Here is a 21,767-nt window from a genome sequence, read left to right on the forward strand (position 1 = left end):
TTTTTGCGATTGGCGGCTCTGGGATGACATAGAGTACAGCTAATTTTGCGACCGTTGCAGCGCGCATTTCTTCCGAAAGAGTTTCGCAAGCGATAGAGCCGCGCAATGCCCAGGAAAACAAGAAACTTAGTTTGCGGGTCGTTGATCAAGGAGCTTGACTGCTTCAATCACATCGATCGTAGTCTCACCTCCAGCAATCCCATCCAAAGCAGTGCGAACATCAGATATCGCCCTATGCGCCTGTCCAAATAGTTTGCATTGTTTTGCGAAATCTACGGATGTTCGAAGTTCAAGCATCTTTGCTTTCTGTTCTCTTGCAGTAGCTAGTGCCCCACGAAATTCTTTTTCTGCCAATTCATTGTCGCAACGTGCCAGCGCGTAGACTCGATCCGTCTCAGATCGGGCCCATCCTTCATTTGTGTACTGCTGTTGTTCACGAGCCTGAGCCAGAAAATTTAGGGCCCTATCTCGGTCACCTATGTTCCAAGTGAGTTCCGCCAACAGTGTCAGAAAGAATGGTTTGTAGTTTCCCGCACCACTCTCCCACCACGCTATCGACGCTTCGTGTAACGCATCGATCGATTCTTGGTTTGGCGAAACATGGGCTTTCACCCAGCTTCGCCACAAGGTCGCAGTCAAAGACATGAATGTGAATGAGTGCTTGGCTGAAAGCTCGTCAAGCTGCTTTGCGATCTCCAGCACCATGTCGGGTTCTCGGCGCAGCAGATGAAGCATGCACAGATAGGTTAGAGACTGTGCGATGCTATGAGCATGCTCCAGCTCTTTTGCACCCGAAACCGCCAGCATTTGCACCTCAAGTGCTTTGTCTGGGTCCCCGCGCATCCACATTGCCAAGCTTAGGAAACACGACGTAATCGCCGCATGGTCGGATCCATAGATGTAAGCCAGATGTGCATCACGTTCCCGGCTGTAGAGTTCGAGTGCTTTGCTTAAATGATCGTATGCGGGCTCCAGATCACCAATATGAAACAGAACTGCGCCCATTGCGCGATGCGCCACCATCTGATGCTGCGTCTCACGAGTCGAGGTCGACAGATCCAGCAATTGCGCCGCGACGTTCCTGGCCAAATCATACTCGGCGCGCACCAAATGGAAGGAATACAAACCATTCAGAACTGGAAATAGCTGCTCTGTTTCTTCAACGCGTTCACACAAGTCGCGTATTCTTTCGTAAACAGAACCGGTTTCGTCGGCGGCTATTCCGGCGGTCGTTCGTAAGACACCGGCCTTGAGAACCTGAACCTCAATTTCCTTGCGGTCCCGCTCGATACTTTGATCCATTTCGCCAAGCTGCTCAATCGCCAGGGACAATTGCGTGCCTGCCTCAATGTTAGCGGATCGCTGGACTGCCCGCTGGCCTGCAAGATAACGATAGTCCACTGCCTCCTTACACATGCCTGCCATGGTGTAGTGATGAGCCAGAATTTCCGGGCTTGCATCACCCGTATGAGCCGACTTTTCTTTCAAATATTGCGCGACACGAGAGTGTAGAACCCGACGTTCCCGCTTTAGAAGGCTGTTGTAAGCGGTGTCACGAATAAGGGCGTGACAGTAGCTGAAGGTTTCAAAACCTTCTGAACGAGACGCTGTTACTATGCCAGCCTCAACCAAAAGTTCCAGTCCTGCGCGCAACGCACCATCGCCTACGTTCGCCACTTTTGAGATCAATTGAAAAGTAAACTGAGGGCCTATTACAGCGCCAATCTGGGCGACCTCTTTGGCAGAGCTCAGGCGATCAAGGCGTGCCATCAATGCATCATGTAACGTACTGGGCACCGAGTTTGCCGGCGATGCCCCGCCCATCGTGTAGGTGTCCCTTCCCCTGGTCAGGACGCCAGATTCAAGGAGATCTTTCGTCACCTCCTCAACGTATAGCGGCACGCCGTTGGATCTTGCCGCGACCACGTCATACATCTCTTCAGCGACCATCTCGCCTTTGGCGACTTCGTCAACAATGCTCTTTACCTGTCGAAAGTTTAGCTGCTTCAAATCAACCTTCGTAAGGTTGGATTGCAGTGTCCAACCTGGATCGAACTCGGGCCGGAAGGTCATGACGACCAGCACCGGAAGGTTGCGAATTCGATCCACCATCCGATCAAGCAGCAATTTGGTTGTTGGATCAATCCAGTGGGCATCTTCCAAAAGGAAGAGAACTGGAGGACCGTCAGCCTCTGACGCAAGATTGTCCAGCAACAATTCCAGCGACTGTTCCATGATCTGCTGCGGTGTCAGATCTATAGGCCCCAAATGATCTTCAAACGGAACAGACAATAGGGATCCTGCCAACTTCAAAGCATCGTCCGATTGATCGCTCAACACGCCGCGGATTTTTTCAAGCTTAACGTGATTTGGCTCGTCCGCGCGAAGATCAGCTGCATTCTCAAGTTGGCGAATGATGGGATGCAGGGAAGTCGCAAAATGATATGGAGAACACTGATATCGCATTTGCTTGTGGGGCAAGTCCGAGATGTTCTGCCGAAATTCTTCTACCAGCCGCGACTTGCCAATTCCCGGCTCACCTGACACCAACACAACCTGACCCCGGCGATCACCGGCCAAAGCCCAATTGTCGTTCAGCGCCTCCAATTCCGCGGTGCGACCGACCAAGGGCTTGAGCAAAATATTGTCGATCGCCATAAATCGGCTGACTGTTTCCCGCTCCCCGGTTACTTGCCAGGCTTCGACTTCCTTAGCAAAACCCTTGAGTTTAAACGCACCGCGCAGAACGTATTTAAAAGCTTCACCCGCCAGCTGATGAGTGGTTGGGGCGATGATCATCGTACCCGGATCCGCCATCGCTTGAAGACGCGCGGCCAGATTGGGTGCCTCACCCATCGCCGTTCCGTCTTCAAACATCTTTTCGCCGCGCAGATCGCCGACCACAACCAACCCGGTTGCTATCCCAATCCGAACGTTGAGTTTCGCGTGGGTGCGAACATCTGGCATCTCATCAATGATGCGCAGTCCGGCACGAATAGCGCGCTCCGGGTCGTCTTCATGGGCGTGGGGAAACCCAAAGAAAACCATAATCCCGTCGCCATAGTAGCTGGCAATATGGCCATCAAATGCTGCAACGGCCGCAGCACAGGTTTCCTTGAAAAGTCGAAGAACATCAGCCAAATCTTCCGGGTCGACGCTTTGCGCTATTTCCGTTGAACCGACAAGATCGATAAACATTACAGTAAGTTGTCGCCGCTCAGCCACGATCTCGGCGCTGTTGCTATTGCTGGGCGGGCGCTGCCCCATTTCCATGCTGGCGCGAACGGCTTTCAGAAAACGCCTTCTCGGCCCCAAGGGAAGTCCGATGGTAATAAGGTCTTCGTAAGTTAGTTCAGACAGGTCGCAAAGTTCAATTTCATGTTCGGCAAAAGCGGCGGCATACTTGGACAAACCATGTTTATTTAGCCAAGACGCTGTTTCGGACATCAATTGGTATTGCTTGCGTTAGGAGCAGGATCTCTGAATGCGCACTGCGAGCAAGCATCTCCTTGTTAACTTAACCCGTCAAATGACCGGTGGCTCATTTGTCGAACAGTATGATCAGTTTCTTGTTTAATGAAGACTACCGTTTTGTAAGAGGTCAAGGGCTTCATTGGCTCTCTTGACGTGTTACTGGATGCAAAGTCGGATCCAAGCGAACCGCTTCAACTGTTCCCAATGTGGTCGATGATTTGGAACTCTACCTATGCCATCGCACCGACGAAAGAACTCTTCTCCCATAAACTGCAGCCATTTACGGTCGTTTGTCATGTAATGTCGTGCTGCGATTGACGCTCAATCACGTGAGAGTCGATTCTCAGATAAACTCCAAATTGTCAGTAGGAAGCTTTCACGGGCGTCAAGAACGAGATGACCGTCCAGTCTTTTTTAAGGAAATCGACCAGCAACGTTCCAACCATATAGATTGGTAGGATAAAGACCTTAGTTTATTGGCAAACTGTCATTTGAACTATGTTAGGAAAGGGGTCTTTGGCCTGTCTCATTTCTAGCTCCGTCACAACGAAACAAGAATCTTTCCGAAGAACAAAATCAATATGATATAAAGAAATGCGAATATTAGTCCGATGCGACGTAAATCACCAACGCTGCCGGGTAAAAATTGATTTGGGAGGTCACAATGTTTCGTATGCTTCTAAGCTTAACAGCTCTAGGATTGACGCCGGTTAGTGCCTTCGCCGATGCTGTCCCAAGTGAAGAGGCTGCCGAGGGCTTGTTCTCGGAGCAACCCTATTCTCCCTATGCCAACAGATCCTTCCCGGAACGCCCCTTATGGGGGGACACTCACCTTCATACGGGACTTTCATTGGACGCCGGAGCCTTTGGCAACACTCTGCTGCCGGACGAAGCCTGGCGCTTTGCCAAAGGTGAGCAAGTCATTTCTTCGACGGGCCAGCCTGTCAGACTGGCCCGGCCTTTGGATTGGATGGTTCTTACGGACCACACAGACTTGATGGGATTTGCTCCTGATCTGCAGGCAGGCAAACCCGGTGTTCTCGCCGATCCAAAAGGATTGGAGTGGTACAAAGGTTACAAAGCGGGTGGAGAAGAAGCTGGCAAGGCTGCATTCGACATTATAACCAACTTCTCACAGATGACTCTGCCGGAAGTTTTGCTTGAATCATACAGTCCGGGCGCTGATGCTTTTGCTTTTACTTGGGAAAATATCGTTCTGGCGGCAGAACGACACAACGACCCTGGCAATTTCACCGCTTTCATTGGGTTCGAGTGGACGTCGGTTCCGAAAGGTTTCAACCTGCACCGGAACGTTATGCTGCGCGATGGGCCTATCAGGGCGCTTCAGATGGTACCTCCGGTCACGCAACCCCCTTATGGTGATACAGATCCAAAGGCGCTTTATGCTTGGCTTGAAGAGTATCAGCAGAAAACAGGCGGGCGCGCGGTTGCATTCGCTCATAATGGCAACTTGTCAAATGGATGGATGTTCCCAACCGAAGACACCTATCACGGTGGAAAGGTTGACGAAGAATACGTCGCTGCCCGCGCTAAATGGGAGCCGCATTATGAGGTCACTCAGATCAAGGGCGACGGCGAAGCGCATCCCTTCCTGAGCCCTGATGATGAATTTGCGGATTACGAAAACTGGGATGTCGGCAATCTTGATATCTCTGAACTTAAAACCGACGACATGCTGGCTGGTGAATACGCCCGCGAGGCATTGAAGCGCGGCTTGATGTTGGAAGAAAAGTTCGGCGTGAACCCCTATAAGTTCGGCATGGGCGGCGCGACGGACAGCCATACATCTCTGGCGACAGCCGAAGAAGATAACTTCTTCGGAAAATCCGTCAGCGTTGAGCCTTCGGCCACAAGGATCAAGCATCCTTTCATAGCCAATGATCTTGGCGAAATTCCCGGCGACCTCCTCGTCGCGTCCGGCTACACGGCCGTTTGGGCGACTGAAAATACGCGCGCGGCGATTTTCGATGCATTCAAGCGGCGCGAAACCTACGCGACCACGGGGCCACGGATTGGTCTGCGCTTCTTTGGTGGATGGGATTTCAATGACGCCGATGTTGAAACCCGCTTCATTGCAAATGTTGGCTACACGAAGGGCGTTCCAATGGGTTCCGACATGCGCCCTAATGAGGGCGACGGAGCACCCTCATTCCTGATCGCTGCATTACGCGACCCGGTTGGGGCCAATCTGGATCGTGTGCAGGTGATTAAGGGATGGCTGGACTCCGAAGGTGCTTTGCAGGAGAAGGTCTACGATGTGGCATGGTCGGACGATCGAGTTGCTGATCAAAACGGCAAAATCCCTGCGGTTGGCAACACGGTGGATACCGAAACCGCAAGTTGGACCAACACAATCGGGACCGCCGAACTTGTAACCGTTTGGTCTGATCCTGATTTCGATCCAAATGCGCGCGCATTCTACTACGTACGTGCGCTCGAAATCCCGACGCCACGTTGGATACTGTACGACAAATTGAGGTTTGGTGCCGAGCTACCAGAGGATGCGGTGCTTACGCATCAGGAACGCGCGTACTCTTCGCCGATTTGGTATACACCGGCAGAGTGACGTTTCTTCGCACGCGTTTGAAGAATGAGGCAGCAACCTTTGCCGCGTTGCTCTCACCTGAGCTGCAAAACGTCGTGGGCTACGATTCCTTGGAAAATTTAACTGACTGAAGCCAGCATAAAACATATCGCCGGATGGCGTTTCACGCAGGAGCCTTCATGCGAATAGTGAAAGAACCTCTATTCCATTTCTTCTTGATCGGAGCCGCCATATTCATTTGGTTTCACATTGTTTCTCCGAATGACGAGTTGATCGCAGATCCAGAGGCCATAGCAATAAGCGAAAGCGATGCCGCGCGGTTAGCTGAACAGTTCGCAGCCAGGTGGAAACGTCGGCCCAGCAATGCCGAGCTTCAGGCTTTGGTCGATGCATCCATCCGCGAAGAGGTTCTGGTTAGGGAAGCGAGAAAGCTTGGTCTGGATCGCAGGGATAGCGTGATCAGATCGCGCCTGAGCCAAAAGATGGATTTTTTGACCGAAGCCATGGCCACGTCAGTTGTACCTGCAGACAAAGATCTAGAAGTTTTCCTCCAGCAAAATGCGGACCGCTACGCGACACCAAAAAAGATTGCCTTCACTCAGGTTTTTCTTGGTGAAAAGCCAAGTGACGCCGACATCGAAAGGGCATTGTCCGCGTTGCGAGCGGAACAAGAGGTATCCGACTTGGACCGCGCGACATTGCTGCCTGCGTCGATGCCGCTGACCGCGACGCGGGTCATCGACTCCGTCTTCGGAACCGGGTTCTCCGATGGTTTAGTCAATCTCGAAGAAGGTCGATGGGTCGGGCCAATCCAATCAGGCTACGGGGTCCACTTGGTACAGCTGCTGAAGATCGAGCCAAGCCGGATACCTCCATTGCCAGATATCTACGATGAAGTGCTGCGGGATTGGCGCCGCGTCATGAGCGAAGATCTGGCGCAAGCGCAATATGAGGCTCTTGCCGACAATTATAAGATCATAGCACCCGATTTCACAGGTCAGGCCAAATGAAATTCATACTTGGCCTATTGTATGCTCTGCTGTTTGCCTGGTCTGCCGGCAATGCAGCCGCACATGCGCTTGATCCGGGATATCTAGAAATTCGTCAAATCTCACCGGATGCCTGGAGTGTTCATTGGCGTAAGCCAGACGTGAACGGTCAGCCAATGGCGATCGACGTGGTGCTACCGGATAGCTGTACACCTGCCAGCGGGCCTGATCCAATGTCCGATGGGCGAGCATGGGTTTCTAGCTGGATTGTGGAGTGCCGCGCGGATGTCGCGGGTCAATCCATTACAATCGAAGGGCTGGAGACCCAAAAAAACGATGTATTGTTCCGCTGGCATCCCCTTCAGGCCGAGTCTGCTACACTCCGTTTCACCTCAGATATTACCGTCCAGAGAATACCCTCTGAACAGACAGCATGGTCTGTTTTCATCGCGTATTTTCAGTTGGGTTTTGAACATATTCTGGAAGGCTGGGACCATCTGTTATTTGTCTTCGCGCTGTTTATTCTAGTCCGCGATCCCTGGAGGCTGGTGGGAGCCGTAACAGCCTTTACGCTTGCCCATTCGATTACACTGGCATTGGCAACACTCGGAGTTTTAAATGTTCCCGGGCCACCGGTCGAAGCCGTTATCGCGCTTTCCATCGTTTTTTTGGCGATGGAGATTGTAAAGGGCGGCGAAGGTCGGTTCCGACTTTCAAAACAGAAACCCTGGATCGTATGTTTCGGGTTTGGGCTTTTGCATGGGCTTGGATTTGCAGGCGCTTTGGCCGAGATAGGGCTTCCCTCTAACGACATTCCTGAAGCCTTGCTTGCATTCAACCTTGGCGTCGAGGCCGGACAACTAAGTTTTGTCGGGGCTTTGGCTGTTCTGGTTTTGGTTTGGCGGTTCACAGCACTTCCGATCAGCCAAACCGCAACGCTTGTTACCGCTTATGGCATTGGTTCAGTGTCGATGTATTGGCTCATTGAACGAGTTAGTGGTTTTTAGATCGTGATGATGTTCCAAAGTTCGCTGTACCAGTATCGTTCGTTAGATTCTGTGTTGGATAGGACAATGCCGTTCTAAGTGCGAAGATGAAGTTGCGCCGCGGCTGCTTGATTGGAGTTGTGGGAAGCTAATGGGATAAAGAGTTGTGAGAGACAAATTCGGCTAGAACCGCTTTGCTCCCATTTTTCCAGATCTCGTTTAACCACCGAGCAAAAGCAGCCACAAACTGCGTGTTATGGTCAAAATCGCCACAATACAGGTCCTGTTCAAGCCAAAGTCCGGGATCAATTTTGGCCGCCAGCGCCGTTTTTCTCAGATTTTCCCAAACAGGATCGTTAGGGGCGATTTCTGAGCCATCCTCGCGAACCCCTGCGCACATTCTGCACCAAAAAGCTTCTGCTAGAGCAAGCCCGTTTATGGAAGAGCCCGAAGCAATTGCATCGCGTATCGAGGGCAGCACAAACCCAGGGTGTCGCGCTGATCCGTCGAACGCGACCCGGCGCGTTGTGTCGTGAATTGCAGTGTTCTCAAACCGACGTTCAACCAACCCAAGGTACTCTTGCGGGGTCGTTCCAGGAACAGCGTCAACATGGGGTAGAATTTCTTCGATTTGGACTTTTTCAAAAAAAGCCAATATGTCAGGGTCTTGCATACAAGCAGAAATTGTCGGGACGTTTAGTATCTCTCCAACATTGGCGAGCAGTTGGTGGCCTCCGTTCAATATGCGCAGCTTCTGTGCCTCATATCCGTGAACATCCTCGGTTAAGGTGGCTCCAACTTGTTCAAGTGATGGTCGTCCGGCACAGAAGTTATCCTCGATGACCCATTGGCGAAAGTTCTCGTGTGAAACCGGGGCGCGGTCATCAATACCAAGTGCGTTGCATTGTGAAATCACCTGATCACTCGTTGCTGGCACGATGCAATCCACCATCGAATTGGGAAATGCGCCGTTCCGGTCGATCCAATCGGCAAGATCAGGGTCCGACAGGCGCGCTAACCCAACGATACAGTTTCGAAGGATAGTGCCGTTGCCCTGCAGGTTATCACAGCTTAGCGCGGTGAAGGGGGTCAAGCCATTTGCACGACGTATCCCGAGCGCTGCAACAATGGCGCCGAAAGCGGTGCGGGGGTGATTTGGGTTTGCCGCATCGTGGAGAATATCATCGTGATCCGTGTCGAAAGCGCCGGTGTTGGCATCCAGAAAATAGCCGCCCTCAGTTACAGTTAAAGATACAATTCGGATAGACGGATCAGCCATCCCGCGGATCAATGCAGCGTTGCCAGCCTCAATCGGTAGATAGTCGATCATCGGGCCTATGACCTCTGCGGATATTCCTTGTGGATCCAGCTCAATCAACGTGGTCAGGCAATCTTGCGCCAGCAACTTCTGGCGCATCCCGGCGTCATAGCTGCGTACTCCTGCTCCTATAATGGCCCAATCGCGGGCCTGGTCCTGCTGCATAAGCTTATGAATGTACCAAGCCTGATGAGCGCGGTGGAAATTTCCAAGGCCGATGTGAACGATACCGGGCGTCAAGTCCGAGGGTTGATAAGCAGGGGTTCTGACGGTTGCTGGCAAGTCTGCCAGCCTGTCTCGCCGCAGCTGGATCGGAGGGGTTGCGTGTGCCACAGGGTTCATCAGCTCATCCAATTTCCGCCATCGACATTATAGGTTTGTGCAACGATGTATTTTGCCTCGTCAGAGGCGAGAAACACGGCCATGCCGGTCAGGTCTTCGGCCCGGCCCATGCGACCATAGGGTACGCCAGCGGCCACTTCGCGTTTCTTCTGTCCGAGGGCTTTTCCTTCGTGTCTGGCAAAGAACGCATCTACACCGTCCCAGTGTTCGCCATCCACCACACCCGGAGCTATCGCGTTTACATTTATCCCATGTGGGATCAGGTTCAGGCCTGCAGACTGGGTCAAGGATATGATCGCGGCCTTGCTGGCGCAGTACACGGCAACCAGAGACTCTCCACGCCGCCCAGCTTGCGATGCCATGTTGATGATCCGACCTTTAGTACCATGGGCGATCATATGGCGGGCGACGGCCTGCATGGTGAACAAGGCACCGGCAACGTTGATGTCGAAGACACGCTCATAGTCGGCACGATCAATTTCAACAATCGGAGCGGCAGTGAAGATCGCTGCGTTGTTGATCAATATGTCGATCGGCCCGAAATGTGCCGTCGTGCGGGCGATGGCGTTGTCGATGCTCGGCTGGTTTGTCACGTCCATTTCCACGGCAAGAGCAGATGCGCCGATCTCAGTCGCGGCTTGTTGCGCGCGCTGGATGCCGATATCGGCTATGGCGACACGGGCTCCCTCCGCAACATAGGCCTTTGCAAAGGCCAGCCCTATGCCACGCGCGGCCCCAGTAATCAGGGCGGTTTTACCAGCCAGACGTGTCATCCGATCCGCAAGCCTTTCGCGTCGAACCGGTGGATCACATCAGCGCGCGGTGTCAGGTGAACGCGGTCGCCATGGCGGAAACCCACCTCGCCATCCGCGCGGACAGTGATTGTGTCGGCCAGCCCGGTTTCGTGGACATGGAAAAATGTATCCGAGCCCAGATGTTCAGAAACGCTCACCACCCCGGACCAGTCCCCTTCGGTGTCTGAGACTGTGATATGTTCAGGCCTTATTCCGATGGTCTGAGCACCGTATTTCGCGGCCTCTTCGCCCTCGATGAAGTTCATTTTGGGGGAGCCAATGAAACCCGCAACGAACAGGTTTCGAGGTGTCCGGTATAATTCCAGCGGACTGCCGACCTGTTCGATTACTCCGGCCTGAAGGACGACGATCTTGTCGGCCATCGTCATGGCTTCGACCTGATCATGGGTCACGTAGATCATGGTGGTCGCAAGGCGTTCGTGTAATTCGCTGATCTCTAGCCGCATGCCGACCCGCAGCGCCGCGTCGAGGTTCGACAAAGGTTCGTCGAACAGAAATGCCGCTGGTTCGCGCACAATCGCGCGCCCGATGGCAACCCGCTGGCGTTGGCCGCCCGAAAGTTGTCCTGGACGGCGGTCCAGATAATCGGTCAGGTTCAGGACGCTTGCCGCGCCTTCGACGCGCTTGTCGATCTCGGCCTGATCCAGTTTCGCCATACGAAGGGGAAAGGCGATGTTCTTGCGCACGGTCATATGGGGATACAGAGCATAGGACTGAAACACCATCGCCAGCCCTCGTTTCGCGGGCGGGACATCGGTGGCGTCCGCGCCGTCAATGTCGATAGAGCCCGAGGTGATATCTTCCAATCCAGCGATCAGACGCAAAAGGGTGGATTTACCGCAGCCCGAGGGGCCAACGAAGACGGTGAACTCGCCATCTTCGATGGTCAGGTCCAGCGGCGGAATGACCTGCACATCGCCAAAGCTTTTGGTCACGGACTTGAGTTGAATACGTCCCATGTGTCGTGTTCCTTATTTCACAGCGCCGAAGGTCAGGCCGCGGACAAGTTGTTTTTGGCTAAACCAGCCAAGGATCAGAATTGGAGCGATGGCCATGGTCGAGGCAGCGCTAAGCTTGGCAAAGAACAGGCCCTCGGGGCTGGAATAGCTGGCGATGAAGGCCGTCAGCGGGGCCGCGTCGACAGCGGTCAGGTTGAGGGTCCAGAATGCCTCGTTCCAGGCCAGGATGAAGTTCAGCAAAACGGTTGAGGCGATGCCGGGGATGGCCATGGGGGTCAGGACGTAGAGGATTTCCTCTTTCAGCGTTGCGCCGTCCATCCGCGCGGCCTCCAGAATTTCGCCGGGGATTTCGCGGAAGTAAGTGTATAGCATCCAGACGATGATGGGCAGGTTGATCAGCATCAGGACAACCACCAGCCCTCCGCGTGTGTCCAGCAGGCCCAAACGGATAAACAGCAGGTAAATCGGGTAGAGCACGCCAACGGCAGGTAACATCTTGGTGGACAGCATCCACAGCAGAATGTCCTTGGTGCGCTTGGACGGCACAAAGGCCATGGCCCATGCTGCGGGTACCGCGATGATGACACCCAGAACAGTCGAGCCACCGGCGATAATGACCGAATTCCACAAGAACCGCATATAGTCCGAGCGTTCCTGCACGATGGCGTAGTTTTCCAACGTCCAGTTGAAGTTCAAGAACAGCGGTGGGTTGGCGATCGCCTGTGCCTCGGTCTTGAAGCTGGTCAGGATGGTCCACAGGATCGGGAAAAAGATCAGCAAGCCAACGGCCCAAGCGAGGGCGGTATTCAGCGATTTGCGGCGGGTTGTGACAGCGCGGGCCATGGTCTTACCTCCTCACGCGTCCAGGTTCTTGCCGACGATGCGCATCAGGAAGATGGCAACGATGTTGGCTAAGATGATTGCATAGACACCTCCGGCTGATCCAAGGCCAACATTTTGGCTTTCCAGCACCCGCTGGAAGATCAGGTAGGTAAGAGTGCGCGTGCCGAACGCGCCGCCGGTGGTCACGAAAATCTCGGCGAAGATCGACAGAAGAAAGATTGTCTGGATCAGGATCACAATGGTAATCGCGCGGCTCAGATGCGGCAGAATGATGTGGTAGAAGCGCTTCAGAACGGGGGCACCATCCATCTCGGCCGCTTCCAGCTGTTCACTATCCAGCGATTGGATCGCAGTCAGCAGGATGAGCGTCGCAAAGGGCAGCCACTGCCAAGACACGATCATGATAATCGAGGTCATAGACGCCTCGGACAACCATGAGATCGGCTCGGCCCCGAAAAAGCGCCACAGATGGGCCAACAGGCCGTTGACCGGGTCCATGAACATGTTCTTCCAGACCAGCGCAGACACTGTAGGCATGACGAAGAAGGGCGCGATCACCAGAATGCGGACAACACCTTGCCCCCACATCGGCTGATCCAGCAGCATCGCCAGTAGGATGCCCAGGATAACAGTAATGACCAGGACCCCTCCGACAATCACAAGCGTTGCCTGTACCGCGGGCCAGAAAGAGCTGGACGATACGAACCGAACATAGTTGTCGAACCCGACCCAGCCCAGATCCCCACCGCGCAGCGGCAGGTATTTCTTGAAAGAAAAGTACAGCGTCATCGTCAGCGGCACGAGCATCCAGCCAAGAAGCAGGACCACTGCAGGTGCCATCATCAGGCGAGCAACGGATCGGGAATGCTGGGTAGCCATGACGCAAGACCTCTCTGTTCAGGCATAACTCAGCCTGCGAGAAAAACGCGAGTTGTGGAAGGGGGGGAGCGGGGGGCAGATTACTGCCCGCCCGCGGGGAGAAAACCTCAGTACCCTGCGGCTTCCATCTCTTCGGCGGTGAAGGCCTGCGCTTTGGCAAGGGCTTCTTCAACCGTTTGCTGTCCGGCATAGACTGCCGAGAACTCTTGGCTGACCTGGGTCGCGATGCCTGCAAATTCCGGGATGGCAGCGAACTGGATGCCAACATACGGAACCGGCTTGACCGTGGGGTTGTTCGGATCAGCGGACAGGATCGAGTCCAGCGTCATCTTGGCAAAGGGAACCTTCTGGTATTCCGGGTTCTCATACAAAGAGGTGCGCGCACCAGGCGGAACATTCGCCCAACCTTCGTTTTCAGCCACCAACTCGATGTAGTCTTTTGACGTTGCCCATTCGATGAACTGTTTGGCCGCGTCTTCCTGCTGTGTACCAGCCGGAATGGCCAGTGCCCACGCCCAAAGCCAATTGGAGCGTTTCCCCAGTCCGGTATCGGGGGCCAGTGCAAATCCAACGCTATCCGCCACGGTCGAGTCAGTGGGGTTGGTCACAAATGACGCCGCAACGGTGGCGTCGATCCACATGCCGCATTTGCCCTGCTGGAACAGCGACAAGTTCTCGTTAAAGCCGTTGGTGGCATAGCCTGCAGGGCCAGATTCCGACATCATTTCAACGTAGAAGTTCAGCGTATCGGCCCATTCTGGCTGGTCGAACTGAGGCTTCCAGTCTTCGTCAAACCAGCGCGCGCCAAATGAGTTGGACATCGCAGTGATGAACGCGCCGCCTTCACCCCAACCGGCTTTGCCGCGCAGGCAGATACCGTTGATGTCAGCGTCACGGTCGGTCATGGCCGCCGCGGCCTCTTTGATGAATTGCCAGCTTGGCGCTTCGGGCATTTCCATGCCTGCTTTTTCCATCAGGTCGGTGCGATACATGATCATCGAGCTTTCGCCATAGAACGGTGCCGCATAGAGCGTTCCTTCATGGCTCAGACCACCCGACATCGCGGGTAGGATGTCACCGACATCATAATCTTCGGACAGACCATCCAGCGGAACCAGCCAGCCGTTCGCACCCCAGATCGGGGTCTCGTACATACCGATCGTCATGATGTCGAACTGACCACCCTTGGTGGTGATGTCGGTGGTCACGCGCTGGCGCAAAACATTCTCTTCCAGCGTCACCCATTCGACTTCAACGCCCGTCGCTTCGGTGAATTTGTCGGTATAACCCTGCATCCGGATCATGTCGCCGTTGTTCACGGTTGCGATCGTTATGGATTGTGCGTGGGCAGCTGCCGTTGCGACGAACGTTAGCGCAGTCGCCGCACGAAGTGCGTGTTTCAAGTACATCCCTGTCCTCCCTGAGCTTGGATGCTGTGCAGAGAGCCTAGTTCAGGATTTGTCGCGCCGTCAATAAAAACTTTACGCGCGTTAATTTTAGATCGTCATGCAGATTCCCTCAGCACCAATCGCGCAGGGAAGAGAGTTTCTGTTCGGCTCTCGAATTTCCCACCGTTTTCAATGAGTTCGAAAAGTGTTTCAACACTTCGCGCGGCCACATTGTCATAGTCATGCGCGGCGGTCGTCAGTGACGGGCAGGTGAATTTTGCAAACGGATGATCGTCGTTCGACGCCACCCGCAGTGTACAATCGTCTTTCCTACCAACGCGAATCCCCTGTTCGAAACACGCCGCCAGAAAGCCAATGGCCAATCGGTCATTGCTACACAGAACTGAATCCGTGCGCAGCTTGCGTTCATCCAAAGCCTTGAGCGCACCCTTTCGGCCAATCTCTTCAAAGGCCCAACCTGTGCCTTCGATTTTGATCACATGCGGCTCAAAACCCAGCCGATCCATTACGTTGACATAAGCCTTGCGTCGCTTGTTGGCATTGGGGTTCGCAGGTGTCCGCATTTCGAAAAACGAAGGCGGCTCGCCGGTGCGAGTCATGTATTCTACGGTCTGGGACACAAAGCTGAAATTATCGGACCCGATAAACGCTGCGCCCAATCCATCGAGGTTACTGTCGAACAGAACCGTTGGCACACTGGCGCAGAATTTCTCAATAGCGGACTTGTCTGAGATACGTCCCAAAGGCGCCAACAAAACGCCCGCGGGTTTCAAGGATTGTAAGCCGTCCAGGATTTCGTTTTCCAGTTTTTGTTCGCCATGAGAGCTAAACAGAAACGGGCGGTACCCGGCTGCGATACAGCTTTGTTCTAGATACCGCGCGATTTCAGCGAAAAACGGATCGGCCAGGTAGGGCACGACGATGCCGATATTCTTGGTCAGCTTGCGGTTCTGGTTCACAGCATAGATGTTCGGGCGATAGTCGAACTGTTCCAGCGCTTCTTCTATGCGTGCCCGTGTAGTTGGGCGAACGCTGTCTGGGTCGTGAAAGTACTTGGACACCGTGGGGCGCGAGATCCCGCTGAGGGCTGCGAACTCTTCCATATTCTTTATCTTGGTCATGCCAGTCTGCCTGCGTATCTCAGCCGCCTTGATCTTATCCTATTTTTACATATTCTTTGCGCGCGCTAAAAAGATCAATAGCAAGACAAGTTCCGGACTTTTGTGCAGGTAAGGGGTTTGAATGTATCTCGGGATCGATATCGGTACGTCAGCGGTCAAGCTTGTCTGCGCGGATTCCAGTCGAATTCTTTCAACGTCTTCGGTGAGTATAAAGACTTCCTCTCCTAAACCCGGTTGGTCAGAGCAGCACCCGGATCTTTGGTGGCAGGCGACACGCGACGCCTTAGGTCAAATTTCTGGGCAAGTTACGCTGTCGGAGGTGAAGTGCATCGGGTTGTCAGGTCAGATGCACGGGGCCGTTTTGCTGAGCCGCGATCTGCGCCCAATCCGCCCGGCAATCCTGTGGAATGACAGCAGGGCGGCGCGGGAATGCGACGATCTGCGACAGGCCTTGCCGCAGATTGGTCAAATCGCTGGGGTCCTTCCTTTGCCGGGTTTCACCGCACCTAAGGTTACATGGCTAAAACAGCATGAGCCAAAGCACTATGCCCAACTGGCCCACATCCTGCTCCCCAAGGACTACATCGGTTTACGGCTGCATGGTGAATTGGGAACTGATACATCCGATGCTGCCGGGACAATGTGGCTCGATCAGGCGTCGCGTGGCTGGCACGCCGGTATCGCCGAAGCCACAGATGTAGCTTTGGATTGGCTGCCGCAGGTATACGATGGTCATAGTGTCGTCGGGTCTGTGACACCACAAGCGGCGACTGAGACCGGCTTGAAACCCGGCACGCCAGTCGTTGCCGGAGGTGGAGATGCAGCAACCGGGGCGGTGTCTTTGGGCGCCACCGAACCGGGCCGGGGATTTGTCTCTTTGGGGACTTCTGGACAGCTGTTTGTGGCAGATCGAAGCTACAAGCCAAACCCTGAACGCTATGTGCATGCTTTTGCGCACACACTGTCCGACCGATGGTACCAAATGGCGGCGATGCTGAACGGCGCGCGACCAATTTCCTGGATAGGTGGCCAATTGCGGCTTTCCGAAGCCGAAGTTGTCGCGCTTGCCGAAACGGTCAGCGGGGACCGTGTGCCAATTTTTCTGCCTTATCTGACGGGAGAACGCAGCCCTCACGGCGATCCGCATATCCGAGCCTGTTTCTTTGGCCTGGAGGATTCCACAACGCGCGCAGACATCTGCCGTTCCGTGTTGGAGGCGATTGCTTTCTGCTTTGCCGATGCGGCGCAGAGTTTCGGTGACACTATAGAAGAATTGCCAGAGCTCGCAGCGATAGGAGGAGGCAGCAAATCAGATCTTCTGTTGAGATTGATTGCGACTGTGACCGGAAAGCCAATTGTGCGATCGACCGGAGCTGATGCCGGTCCGGCTTATGGTGCAGCTCGGTTGGCAGCTTGTGGTGATGGGGCTTTGGATTTAGCTGATCTTGCGCTTCAGCCACCAACATCGGACAGGTTCGAGCCCGCAGATATGCCACTATTGTTCAAGCGGTTGGCGCGGTTTCGGAAGCTTTATCAGGCAGTCAGTTTGGCGGAATAGGAGCCGTGTACTGTCACCAAAAACTCGGCCAACTGCCTGCGCTGCGGTGGGCTCGTTCCGATATCATCGAACAAGAAACGCATCAATGCGCAGGTAGCTGATGTTCTCATTCCCGACGCGCAACATAGGCATCCAGTTCTTTACAAACGACGCCGTCCAAATAAGGCGCTGCGAAAAAGATCCAATGTAAAACGGTCGCTGAGATAGCGCGCAACTGGTCCGACCCGCCGCATGGGCTGAAGCGCCTCATTGAACCGGTCTACTGATGTCCCGTCCGCATGTCGCGCCATCAACTGGTTTTGTGCGACCTTGGCGATGAACTTGCCATCGCAGATGGCCAGCCGACCCGTATCCCTGCCTCCGGAATGCAGCACCAGGTTTGGCCCCGAGACGTAAAGGTTGTAGCCGTTTCATAGCCCGATTGCGCGTCAAAAGGACTTCGGGGACACATGGTTAGAAGAGGTTCGCCAAGGCACGTCGAGTTTGCATGCAGGCTGACCGATTGCTGTCGTGATCAAAGCGACCTCGGGGATGCCTGTCATTAGTGTGCTGGATTTTTTCGAGATCGAGTCGGTATATTGCCCATACATCGCAGGGGTTCCGAAGCGGTAGTGCTGAAGATAGGCGATCGCGTCAGGGTCCAGCACTTCCAGCGGTTTCAAACACGCATGCAGCTGGCGCAAGGCGTGTCTGCACTGCTTTCTGGGCTAATACCCGTGCGGCGCGCCTTGATCGTCCCTCTACACGCGGCATGAAACGCCGCCGTCGACGGTAATTTCAGTGCCGGTGATATAGGACGCATCATCACTGGCCAGAAACACGGCTGCGTTGGCCACATCCCACGGGGTGCCCACTCGGCCCAGCGGAATGCGTGCTGCGCGCTGCTTGTCCAGCGCATCCCAGTCAATTGCCTCGGGGTCTTCTGCATTCTGTTCGGTGATATCGCGCGCCATTGGTGTGTCGATAAAGCCCGGCAGAATCGCGTTTGCGCGGATTCCATGTGGTGCCATTTCCGCTGCCAGATTGCGGGTGAAGGAAATGATCGACCCTTTGGTGGCATTATAGCCAATATAGGGCGTGCCCAGATAACGCAGCCCGGCGATCGAGGAAATGTTGGTCACAACTCCCCCCTTGCGATCCACAAAATGAGGCAGAACATGCTTTGTTGGCAGAAAGACCGCCTTCATGTTCACATGCACCAGCATGTCCCAATCCTCGACTGTGCTGTCCATGGCGCCGCCGGTTTTCAGGATTCCGACATTGTTTTGCAAAATGTCGATCTGGCCGAATTCGGACAGGCATTGAGTAATTGATGATTGAACCTGATCTTCCTGCGTGACATCGGCGGCCATCGCAACGGCGCGGCCCCCTTCGGCACGGATCAGTTTGCAGGTTTCCTCAGCCGCGGCCAGATGCAAATCCAGGGCACAGATCCGTGCGCCTTCCTGCGCGAGACGAATGGCGGTGGCTTTGCCGTTGCCCATGCCACCCTTCATGGATCCCGCACCCGTCACCAGGGCGACTTTTCCTTCCAACCGTTTCATCAGTCATCCCTCATTGGATTGCAAAAAGGCATTCATACCGCCGTCAACGGCGATCAATTGCCCGTTGATGTAAGAGGCGGCCTCGGACATCAGAAAAGCCACAGGTGCCGCGATTTCCGCTGGATCCGCCCACCGCGCTGCTGGTGTCCGGTTTTCAATTCGGCGCACGAAACCTTCGTCGCCCAAGATTTTGCGGTTCATCTCGGTCAGGACATAGCCGGGTGCAATGGTGTTGGCGCAGATGCCGTCCGTACCGAAATCCGCCGCTAGCGACCGAGTCAAACCTGCGACGGCCGCTTTGGACGAGGCATAATTGCCGACCCCCGGTCGCGGATGTGTGGCGGCAATGGACGGGATCGAAACGATCCGCCCGCGCTGAGGCCCTTGATTGGCACGCATCACTCGGCCTGTTTCACGCGCCAGTAAAAAGGGTGCAAAGACATGCAGATCATAGATCGAGCGGTAGTCACCAACCGTCTGGTCCAGTACGTGCCCGTGATTGGTGATTCCGGCATTGTTAATCAGACCCCAGATCGGGCCGATACCCTGCACCCAATCGGTGCAGGCGTCGAAATCGGTTAGGTCAAAAGCGGCCGTTCGGACAGTTGCTCCATCGGCGCGTAAGCCGTCTGCTGTGGCTTCGAGGGCCTCGCCGTTGATGTCTTGTAGGCACAATTGCGCACCTTGCGCGGCGCAGGCATGTGCCATCGCCGCACCCAATCCGCGTGCGGCCCCGGTGATCAGAATGGTTTTGCCAGCCAGCGAGAAATTCGGCCCTCTCATGAGGCGAGGGCCGCCTTATCCGCCGCAAGCGCGGTATTCACCGCAGGCATGACCTGATCGCAGAACACCTCGAGCGAGCGCAGGGTGTTGGCAAAGGGGATCGAAGCAATCTGCATGAAGACGCTTAGATGCGTGATGCCAAACTCGCGCGCTTCGGCCACGAGACGTTGCGTGATGTCTTCGGCATCGCCAATGATGGCGCGCTGCAGAACCGTGTCGATATCCGGTTCGTTGTCGAAGGGCACGATCTTGAGGTCCGCGCCCTCCATCAGCGGTTCGGCGCGGCGCATGTTGTTGGCCATGCGGGCATGGATCAGCACCTGCTCGGCTGCCGCACGGGCATCGTCTTTGTCCTGAGCGACATAGACATAGCGCTGCACCGCAAAGGGGAAATCATCCCCCGTCAGGCCGTTCTCGATGCGCGTTTCCTTGTACAACCGCCGCGCAGTGCCCACGATCGCGTTTGGTCCGATAGCCGGCGTGGTCAGCGTTTCGGCCCCGTAGTCGATCATCTTCTGGCGCATCTCTGGTGCGTTTCCGACGGCAAAGGTGCGGATACGATCTTGAACCGGAGCGATGGACAGGGCCGCGTCGCTGATCTGAATGTGGTCGCCCTGAAAGTCGATCACGCCGCCATAGACGCCCTGTTCGATGCAATCCCAGATTTCCAGCCCGCGCATCAGACGGTCGTCGATATCGAATCCGAATTTCTTAAATTCGCGGGGCTGATAGCCAGTGCCCAGACCTAGAACCAGACGGCCCTCGGTCAGTTGATCTGCTAGGCAGATATCTTCGACCAAACGCAAGGGTTCGTAGAAAGGCATCACCACCACCGCAGGGCCGACCTTGATCCGTTTGGTGTGGGCAGCCATGTTCGCGGCTGTCATCAGCGGCGAGGGCGAGATGCAATAGTTCGATAGGTGATGTTCGGCGAACCAGGCGACGTCAAAGCCTGCCTCATCCACCATTTTCGTCATGGTGCGCATCTGGTTGAACACATCCGCATGCGACGAGCCATCAACAGGCTTGGTCATCAGGTTGAACAACGAAAATTCCATGTCGTTGGGGCTCCGGTCTGGCTACATCACTTGGTCTGTGCAGTTTGTCGGAAAGCTGGCAAAGCACCAAATGTTGAATCCTTTACCAGTGGCAAAGAATTTCTTATGGAGATTGTGCCTCCTTCCGCAACCAAGTCAGAAAGGCCTGAACGCGCGGTTGTTCTACCCGCCGTTCGGGGCAGATAAAGTGGTAGGAATACGGCCCCTTGACCGGTTCGAATGGCAATTGCACCAAAGCCCCCGAGACCAGCAGATGCCGGGCAATCACATCGCGCACAACGCCAATGCCTTGACTATAGAGAATGGCGTTCACCGTGGCACTGCTGTCGCCGAAAAAGGCCCCCCGTTCGAACGCCGCAGGATCACCGCCATTTTTCTCGATCACAGCGCGCCACTCGCTGTAATTTGTGTCGTGCAGAAAGGGGCGATCCGCCAGCGCATTGATGTCCGACATGTCGCGCAACGTTTCGGCCGTTTGCGCAGAGGCCACAAGTATGTGCTTCTCGCCGAATAGGCGTTCCTCGTACCCGTCCTCGTACCCGCCTGGCCCCCAACGAATGGCGACATCTGCATCCTCTTGGCCAAAGCCTGTCTTTGCCACGGTCGACAGAGTGATCAAATCGACCGTAGGGTTGGCCGTCACAAACCGGTGCGCCCGCGCGGCAAACCATGTCGACGCAAACGAGGGCAGCAGACTAACCGTCAGCGTCGTCCGCCCGGCGTCCGGGGCCAGGTTCTGTACGCTTTCCCCCAGCGTATTTAGGATCTCGGCCACGTCTTCGGCAAATTGTTCACCTTGTTCGGTCAGCAGGATCATGTTGTTGCGGCGACGGAAGAGTTTGACGCCTAGTCGATGCTCCAACAGCTTGACTTGCTGGCTGACAGCCGGTTGTGTCAGGTTCAGTTCCGCTGCGGCCAGCGTAAAGCTCTGCAGCCGCGCGGCGGCTTCGAATGCGATCAGGGTCTGCAACGGCGGCAGCGGGCGACGCATTCGATTGCTGTCAAAGCCAACTGGTTCCAGTTTCGACAAAGCACCGGGGCGAAGATGATCCAGTTTGTTTCGAAGGGCGCGTCGCATCACAGGCCTGCATAAGTTTTTGTTAGGCAAAGCTTAAGCAATTCG

General features: G+C 54.9%; 16 protein-coding genes and 1 pseudogene. 4 read left to right on the plus strand and 13 right to left on the minus strand.

Annotation, left to right across the window (positions count from 1 at the left end; all coding sequences use genetic code 11):
• Window positions 1–126: 126 nt before the first annotated feature.
• Window positions 127–3,447, minus strand: a complete 3,321-nt coding sequence (locus tag ACR3E7_RS17105) for an ATP-binding protein (RefSeq protein ID WP_480504984.1) — start codon at window positions 3,445–3,447, stop codon at window positions 127–129.
• Window positions 3,448–4,138: 691 nt separating this feature from the next.
• Here ACR3E7_RS17105 and ACR3E7_RS17110 point away from each other — a divergent pair.
• The 3 genes from ACR3E7_RS17110 (at window position 4,139) to ACR3E7_RS17120 (ending at window position 8,036) form a co-directional block, all read left to right on the plus strand.
• Window positions 4,139–6,061 (plus strand): DUF3604 domain-containing protein, encoded by a 1,923-nt coding sequence (locus tag ACR3E7_RS17110; protein WP_170787030.1) that lies wholly within the window; start codon window positions 4,139–4,141, stop codon window positions 6,059–6,061.
• 134 nt (window positions 6,062–6,195) lie between these two features.
• The gene (locus tag ACR3E7_RS17115; RefSeq protein WP_480504986.1) at window positions 6,196–7,050 is read left to right on the plus strand and encodes a peptidyl-prolyl cis-trans isomerase; all 855 of its coding nucleotides are present in this window, start codon (window positions 6,196–6,198) and stop codon (window positions 7,048–7,050) included.
• Window positions 7,047–8,036: a HupE/UreJ family protein gene (locus tag ACR3E7_RS17120; RefSeq protein WP_480504988.1), complete on the plus strand. Its 990-nt coding sequence runs from the start codon at window positions 7,047–7,049 to the stop codon at window positions 8,034–8,036. The genes ACR3E7_RS17115 and ACR3E7_RS17120 overlap by 4 nt, the downstream gene beginning before the upstream one ends.
• A 127-nt stretch (window positions 8,037–8,163) precedes the next feature.
• Here ACR3E7_RS17120 and ACR3E7_RS17125 read toward each other — a convergent pair whose 3' ends face one another.
• From ACR3E7_RS17125 to ACR3E7_RS17155, 7 genes are all read right to left on the minus strand, one after another.
• Window positions 8,164–9,675, minus strand: coding sequence for a mannitol dehydrogenase family protein (locus tag ACR3E7_RS17125; RefSeq protein WP_480504989.1), 1,512 nt, complete (start codon window positions 9,673–9,675; stop codon window positions 8,164–8,166).
• Entirely contained in the window at window positions 9,675–10,448 is a 774-nt protein-coding gene (locus ACR3E7_RS17130; RefSeq protein WP_480504991.1) for an L-iditol 2-dehydrogenase, read from the minus strand. Before ACR3E7_RS17130 ends, ACR3E7_RS17125 begins: the two co-directional genes overlap by 1 nt.
• Window positions 10,445–11,449: an ABC transporter ATP-binding protein gene (locus ACR3E7_RS17135; RefSeq protein WP_170773719.1), complete on the minus strand. Its 1,005-nt coding sequence runs from the start codon at window positions 11,447–11,449 to the stop codon at window positions 10,445–10,447. The genes ACR3E7_RS17130 and ACR3E7_RS17135 overlap by 4 nt, the downstream gene beginning before the upstream one ends.
• A 12-nt stretch (window positions 11,450–11,461) precedes the next feature.
• Entirely contained in the window at window positions 11,462–12,292 is an 831-nt protein-coding gene (locus tag ACR3E7_RS17140; protein ID WP_480504994.1) for a carbohydrate ABC transporter permease, read from the minus strand.
• A 12-nt stretch (window positions 12,293–12,304) separates the two neighbouring features.
• Window positions 12,305–13,171, minus strand: coding sequence for a carbohydrate ABC transporter permease (locus ACR3E7_RS17145; RefSeq protein WP_170375757.1), 867 nt, complete (start codon window positions 13,169–13,171; stop codon window positions 12,305–12,307).
• A 107-nt stretch (window positions 13,172–13,278) separates the two neighbouring features.
• Window positions 13,279–14,580 carry an ABC transporter substrate-binding protein gene (locus ACR3E7_RS17150; protein ID WP_170773725.1) on the minus strand — a complete coding sequence of 434 codons (1,302 nt, stop codon included), beginning with the start codon at window positions 14,578–14,580 and terminating at the stop codon, window positions 13,279–13,281.
• A 95-nt stretch (window positions 14,581–14,675) separates the two neighbouring features.
• Entirely contained in the window at window positions 14,676–15,701 is a 1,026-nt protein-coding gene (locus ACR3E7_RS17155; protein ID WP_480504996.1) for a LacI family DNA-binding transcriptional regulator, read from the minus strand.
• Window positions 15,702–15,822: 121 nt separating this feature from the next.
• On the opposite strand from ACR3E7_RS17155, the gene xylB reads away from it, so the two are divergent.
• Window positions 15,823–17,259 carry a xylulokinase gene (gene xylB / locus ACR3E7_RS17160; protein ID WP_480504998.1) on the plus strand — a complete coding sequence of 479 codons (1,437 nt, stop codon included), beginning with the start codon at window positions 15,823–15,825 and terminating at the stop codon, window positions 17,257–17,259.
• A 140-nt stretch (window positions 17,260–17,399) separates the two neighbouring features.
• Here the strand turns inward: xylB and ACR3E7_RS17165 are convergent.
• The 5 genes and pseudogenes from ACR3E7_RS17165 to ACR3E7_RS17185 all read right to left on the minus strand — a co-directional run bounded on the left by ACR3E7_RS17165 (window position 17,400) and on the right by ACR3E7_RS17185 (window position 21,722).
• Window positions 17,400–17,906 (minus strand): annotated as a pseudogene (locus ACR3E7_RS17165) (trimethylamine methyltransferase family protein).
• Window positions 17,907–17,999: 93 nt separating this feature from the next.
• Window positions 18,000–18,803 (minus strand): SDR family NAD(P)-dependent oxidoreductase, encoded by an 804-nt coding sequence (locus ACR3E7_RS17170; RefSeq protein WP_480505000.1) that lies wholly within the window; start codon window positions 18,801–18,803, stop codon window positions 18,000–18,002.
• Window positions 18,804–18,806: 3 nt separating this feature from the next.
• Window positions 18,807–19,586, minus strand: coding sequence for an SDR family NAD(P)-dependent oxidoreductase (locus ACR3E7_RS17175; protein ID WP_480505002.1), 780 nt, complete (start codon window positions 19,584–19,586; stop codon window positions 18,807–18,809).
• Window positions 19,583–20,644 carry an LLM class flavin-dependent oxidoreductase gene (locus ACR3E7_RS17180; protein WP_480505004.1) on the minus strand — a complete coding sequence of 354 codons (1,062 nt, stop codon included), beginning with the start codon at window positions 20,642–20,644 and terminating at the stop codon, window positions 19,583–19,585. Before ACR3E7_RS17180 ends, ACR3E7_RS17175 begins: the two co-directional genes overlap by 4 nt.
• A 103-nt stretch (window positions 20,645–20,747) precedes the next feature.
• Window positions 20,748–21,722: a LysR substrate-binding domain-containing protein gene (locus ACR3E7_RS17185; protein WP_170787007.1), complete on the minus strand. Its 975-nt coding sequence runs from the start codon at window positions 21,720–21,722 to the stop codon at window positions 20,748–20,750.
• Window positions 21,723–21,767 lie beyond the last annotated feature (45 nt).

The organism is Ruegeria sp. BK1 (genome assembly GCF_056535645.1).

Excerpts from the sequence above, each read along its gene's own strand:
- ACR3E7_RS17105 (WP_480504984.1), bottom strand. The coding sequence starts at position 3,447 with ATGTCCGAAACAGCGTCTTGGCTAAATAAACATGGTTTGTCCAAGTAT.
- ACR3E7_RS17110 (WP_170787030.1), top strand. The coding sequence starts at position 4,139 with ATGTTTCGTATGCTTCTAAGCTTAACAGCTCTAGGATTGACGCCGGTT.
- ACR3E7_RS17115 (WP_480504986.1), top strand. The coding sequence starts at position 6,196 with ATGGCGTTTCACGCAGGAGCCTTCATGCGAATAGTGAAAGAACCTCTA.
- ACR3E7_RS17120 (WP_480504988.1), top strand. The coding sequence starts at position 7,047 with ATGAAATTCATACTTGGCCTATTGTATGCTCTGCTGTTTGCCTGGTCT.
- ACR3E7_RS17125 (WP_480504989.1), bottom strand. The coding sequence starts at position 9,675 with ATGAACCCTGTGGCACACGCAACCCCTCCGATCCAGCTGCGGCGAGAC.
- ACR3E7_RS17130 (WP_480504991.1), bottom strand. The coding sequence starts at position 10,448 with ATGACACGTCTGGCTGGTAAAACCGCCCTGATTACTGGGGCCGCGCGT.
- ACR3E7_RS17135 (WP_170773719.1), bottom strand. The coding sequence starts at position 11,449 with ATGGGACGTATTCAACTCAAGTCCGTGACCAAAAGCTTTGGCGATGTG.
- ACR3E7_RS17140 (WP_480504994.1), bottom strand. The coding sequence starts at position 12,292 with ATGGCCCGCGCTGTCACAACCCGCCGCAAATCGCTGAATACCGCCCTC.
- ACR3E7_RS17145 (WP_170375757.1), bottom strand. The coding sequence starts at position 13,171 with ATGGCTACCCAGCATTCCCGATCCGTTGCTCGCCTGATGATGGCACCT.
- ACR3E7_RS17150 (WP_170773725.1), bottom strand. The coding sequence starts at position 14,580 with ATGTACTTGAAACACGCACTTCGTGCGGCGACTGCGCTAACGTTCGTC.
- ACR3E7_RS17155 (WP_480504996.1), bottom strand. The coding sequence starts at position 15,701 with ATGACCAAGATAAAGAATATGGAAGAGTTCGCAGCCCTCAGCGGGATC.
- xylB (WP_480504998.1), top strand. The coding sequence starts at position 15,823 with ATGTATCTCGGGATCGATATCGGTACGTCAGCGGTCAAGCTTGTCTGC.
- ACR3E7_RS17170 (WP_480505000.1), bottom strand. The coding sequence starts at position 18,803 with ATGAAACGGTTGGAAGGAAAAGTCGCCCTGGTGACGGGTGCGGGATCC.
- ACR3E7_RS17175 (WP_480505002.1), bottom strand. The coding sequence starts at position 19,586 with ATGAGAGGGCCGAATTTCTCGCTGGCTGGCAAAACCATTCTGATCACC.
- ACR3E7_RS17180 (WP_480505004.1), bottom strand. The coding sequence starts at position 20,644 with ATGGAATTTTCGTTGTTCAACCTGATGACCAAGCCTGTTGATGGCTCG.
- ACR3E7_RS17185 (WP_170787007.1), bottom strand. The coding sequence starts at position 21,722 with ATGCGACGCGCCCTTCGAAACAAACTGGATCATCTTCGCCCCGGTGCT.